4 protein-coding genes are annotated in these 4,618 nt (G+C 44.9%); all 4 read left to right on the plus strand.

The features are described 5' to 3' along the window. Positions 1-184, plus strand: a 184-nt coding sequence (locus F6K57_RS37350) for a reverse transcriptase N-terminal domain-containing protein (protein ID WP_293073379.1), incomplete at its 5' end; no start/stop codon positions are given. Between the two features lie 526 nt (positions 185-710). Further along, positions 711-2,393 (plus strand): group II intron reverse transcriptase/maturase, encoded by a 1,683-nt coding sequence (gene ltrA, locus F6K57_RS37355; protein WP_293073382.1) that lies wholly within the window; start codon positions 711-713, stop codon positions 2,391-2,393. Positions 2,394-3,099: 706 nt separating this feature from the next. Continuing rightward, the gene (locus F6K57_RS37360; protein ID WP_364305727.1) at positions 3,100-3,345 is read left to right on the plus strand and encodes a DUF411 domain-containing protein; all 246 of its coding nucleotides are present in this window, start codon (positions 3,100-3,102) and stop codon (positions 3,343-3,345) included. Positions 3,346-3,425: 80 nt separating this feature from the next. Further along, positions 3,426-4,618, plus strand: a 1,193-nt coding sequence (locus tag F6K57_RS37365; protein ID WP_293073385.1) for a multicopper oxidase domain-containing protein, incomplete at its 3' end; no start/stop codon positions are given.

Here is a 4,618-nt window from a genome sequence, read left to right on the forward strand (position 1 = left end):
CGGCAGCTGGAAAAAGGTAGTAAATCTGATGAAATTGTTAATAAACAGCAAATCAGCATTACTACTGGCGATACAAAGGGTAACACAGATTAACAAAGGAAGAGGAACTGCTGGAGTAGATGGAATAGTGCGACTCGTTGGCTATAAACCTTGCCTTATAAGGGCTTGGGGGATTAGCCGCTAGGAATAATTCAACTGAACCTAGACAACTTGGTAACCATGTTGGTGAAAATCCAACCCTCCTGGAATCGGAGTGAAAGCCCTACCCCCATCCATAGGGACTAACAGACCTATGGGTGAATGCAGGGGTCGAACAGCGAAGCGGAGTCAATCCAGACAAAGTTAGTAGCAGGCAAGGGACTCATGGGTACGAAAGGAAGGTACGCTTGAATCATCGTCACTATTATGTGGCGAAATGGATTGATACGCCACAAACAAAAGTTAAAGGAATAAGATTGATTGGTTTTTTCCCCAATCAATGATTCCCTATAAATATTCCCGGTGAATAGTACCACCCTAAAAGTCCACAGTATGGTTATCAGGAACGAAGAAACTCCCATATGTACTCTCAACTAAGGTCGATTAGCTGAGTAGGTAGTTAGCCTGATGTCATGTGGGAGGGAGATTGAGTCAGAAGCTAATGTCCAGAGTAATGTTTGGAATACGCAGACGGACTCACGTTATGGGAAAAGAAATAGTTGTAAGTAGCAATGAATATGTCTAAAACCCTGGGTCTCCAGAGGGTGGAATGGAATAAGGTCAACTGGCGAAAGCTTGAAAAGACCCTATTTAAGCTGCAAAAACGAATATTTCGAGCCTCAAGCCGTGGTGACTGTCGTGCGGTAAGAAAACTGCAAAAAACTCTGATCAAGTCTTGGACTGCAAAAATGATGGCGGTGCGTAAGGTAACTCAAGAAAACAAAGGGAAAAAGACCGCTGGAGTAGACGGGGTAAAGACTTTAACACCTAAAGAACGTCTATCTCTGGTAGCCAATCTCAAAGTTTCTAAAAAGGGAAAACCCACTCGCCGGGTCTGGATTCCCAAACCTGGCCGAACGGAAAAACGCCCATTAGGCATACCTACCATGTATGACCGAGCATTGCAGGCGCTAACCAAAATGGCCATAGAGCCAGAGTGGGAAGCGCGTTTTGAACCTAACTCATACGGGTTCAGACCAGGGCGCTCATGTCACGATGCCATCGAAGCAATATTCAAAAGCATTAACCAAAAGCCTAAATGGGTTCTAGATGCTGATATTGCTAAATGCTTCGACAAAATCAACCATGATGCTCTTCTAAAAAAACTGAATATTTATCCATCCATAAGACGATTAATCCGCTCCTGGCTCAAAGCTGGCGTGATGGATAATGGTACATTCTCATCTACAGAAGAGGGCACCCCACAAGGTGGAGTTATCTCTCCGCTTTTGGCAAATATAGCCCTTCACGGAATGGAACAACGGATTAAACAATATGCAGAATCTATGAAAGGAAACAAAACCAGAAATAGAAAAGCATTAAGCTTAATCCGATATGCAGATGACTTCGTCATCATGCATAAAGACCAAACTGTGGTAGAAGACTGTCAAAGAATCATCAATGAATGGTTAAAGGATATGGGTTTGGAATTGAAACCAAGTAAGACATGGATTACTCATACATCGGAAGGATTCGACTTCCTCGGATTCAACATCCGACAGTATCAAGTGGGTAAAAACCAATCCAAACAAGGTTTTAAGACCATCATCAAACCATCCCAAGAGAAAGTTCTAGAGCATTATGGGCAACTTTCACAAATAATAGAACGCCATAAAGCTGCCCCACAAGCGGCTTTAATCAGCCGATTAAAACCCATTATAAGAGGCTGGTGCAACTATTACAGCTCAGTCTGTAGTAAAGAGACATTCAGCAAATTGGGTTACCTGTTATGGAACAAACTCCAAAGATGGGGATATAGGAGACACCCCAAAAAGTCAAAAGGATGGGTAACCAAGAAGTATTGGGGAATTATCGAAGACGACAACTGGACTTTTAGGGTAAATGAAGAACTTTATTTACCCAAGCATGCTAAAACCCCAATTGTTAGGCATGTCAAAGTCAAAGAATCCAGAAGTCCTTATGATGGTGACCTCATCTATTGGAGTACCAGAATGGGCAAACATCCCGAAATGCCAAAGCAGAAGGCCAGACTTCTGAAAAACCAAAAAGGGAAATGCACTCATTGTGGTTTAACCTTCCGCTCAGACGATTTGTTGGAAAAGCATCATATCATACCGCGCTCACTAGGTGGAACCAATAAGGATGAAAATCTGGAATTGCTACACCTCCATTGCCACGATGCTAAACACGATACCAAGGTCAACTCCTCTGAGTTGGATGAGAATCCGTGGTAGAGGTACCAATGTCAATGGTTCCTATGATGAGGAGCCGTATGATGCGAAAGTATCACGTACGGTTTTGAAGACGAGTCAGTGGGGTGACTCACTGGCTTAGTTTAATACCATAACCGGCTCGTCAGCCCTTCAGGCGTACGCTACCATCGGTAAATGTGTTTACCCTGGGGCTAACGGAAACTGGTTCAGTTACTTGCAAGCGATCGCGTAATTTGTCTTAACTAAGTTTTCTTTTCAATTTGCTTAGGAAGTGAATTGCCTATAGTCCACTCTTAGATTGCTTTCCGGAAAGTGTCAACTAGTTTATTGGATTTAGTTTTGCTGTATCTTTGACTATATCTGAATCATAACCAGTCAACCCTCGTGTAGACTTTCCGGATTGCTTTCCGGAAAGCAACTCCAATCAATCCTCATAAGCCACCGAATCAAGATCATGAATTTTCCTGCCCTTCTTGGGAGCCAGCGGAAGTCATCAAAGCCTGCATAAGCATGATGGTCACCAAAGAACAGCACTGACAGTCATTTTTGCTTGCACTTTTCATTTTTTTTCGTCTTTTAACGTCAGTTTTGGATAAGGAGGAGCAAAGCAGGTAGGCTGAAAGTGCCAACCATCAACCCCTAGCTTGCCCCATGCTTAACCAAAACTGACGTTAAGATTACTGATACTAAAACCTCTGAAATGAGTGCAGTTAAAGAAAAATATAACGTGCCTCAGGACTTAGCCTCCTGTCACACAGCGATCATAAATGGATATGCGATCGAAGGTCACGTACCAGCCAACGATATTAAACGTCTGATCAAGGAAAAGCCCGACATTGCTGGCATCGCTGTACCGGGAATGCCGTTGGGAACACCTGGAATGGAGGCGGGGGAGAGAAAAGAGTCCTTTGCAGTGTTGGCGTTTAGTCGCAACGGTGAATCCAATATTTTTAAGGATTATCAGTCCTACTAAGTACAGATTGAGGTTAACACTATCAACCAACATCAGAGTTCCCTTGGAACCTCCGCAGCTGTAATTAACAGCCATGAACCATGTTAAAGATTAACCGCCGAACATTTCTTGCTCTCAGTTTAGCCGGGACTGGGGCAGCCTTAGGAACTAACTGGGCAATGGGAGGAAATAGCAAACAAACCCCAAAATCCCCTATTGCACAACCTTGGCTGCACCAAAGCAGGAATGGTTTACTAGAACTTGACCTAGAAGCCAGTTACCACCAAGTCAATTTGGGGGGACAAAAAGCATACTTGTTGAGCTACAACGGACAGGTTCCCGGACCTCGCCTTGAAGCTAAACCAGGGGATACTATTCGCATCCGCTTTACCAACAATCTCTCCCAACCTACCAACCTGCATTATCACGGATTGCACATTCCGCCGACAGGGAATGCTGATAATGTTTTTCTCAACATTTCACCGGGAGAACGCCTAACTTATGAGTTTGAACTCTCCCAGAATCAATCAGCAGGGACATTTTGGTATCATCCCCATCGTCACGGTTTGGTTGCCGAACAAGTCTTTGGGGGTTTAGCAGGTTTGTTTGTCGTGCGCGGGGAGTTGGACGAAATTCCCGAAATTCAAGCAGCCAAGGAAGAATTCCTCGTTCTCCAAGATTTTGCCCTTGATGGGAACGGACGTATGCTACCCTCAAACCACATGTCAGCTATGACAGGACGGGAAGGCAAATTGATTACCGCTAATGGTCAACTTAATCCCACATTTTCAGTCCCTGCTAAGGGGTTGTTGCGCTGGCGAATTCTCAATGCTTCTGCTTCCCGTTTCTATCGACTCTCTCTGGAAAATCACCCTTTCTACCTGATTGCTACTGATGCCGGTGCCTTGGCCGAACCGATAGAAGTTTCACAATTGCTACTGACACCTGGACAACGGGCAGAAGTGTTGGTGCGTGCAGATAGAGAACCAGGACAGTATCGCTTGCTGAACCTGCCTTACAGCCGTACCCAGATGGGCATGAGTGGCAGAGGAATGATGGGTGGCAGAGGAATGATGGGTGGTAGAGGAATGATGGGTGGCAGAGGAATGATGGGTGGCAATGGCAACACCGCCACCGTGCTAGCAACAGTCAACTACGATACTCCTGTTCCCTCTGTTCCGTTACCGACAAAACTTATTGCTCCGCCAGCCTTACCGGAACCCCAGCAGGTGCGTCGCTTTGAAATCAATCACGGTATGGCTCCTGGGATGGGCATGGTTTTTCTGATTAACGG

The organism is Moorena sp. SIO4A5 (assembly GCF_010672005.1).
Taxonomy (GTDB): Bacteria; Cyanobacteriota; Cyanobacteriia; order Cyanobacteriales; family Coleofasciculaceae; genus Moorena.

Bases quoted from the DNA above. Each gene is read 5' to 3' on its own strand.
- ltrA (WP_293073382.1), top strand. From the start codon at position 711: ATGAATATGTCTAAAACCCTGGGTCTCCAGAGGGTGGAATGGAATAAG.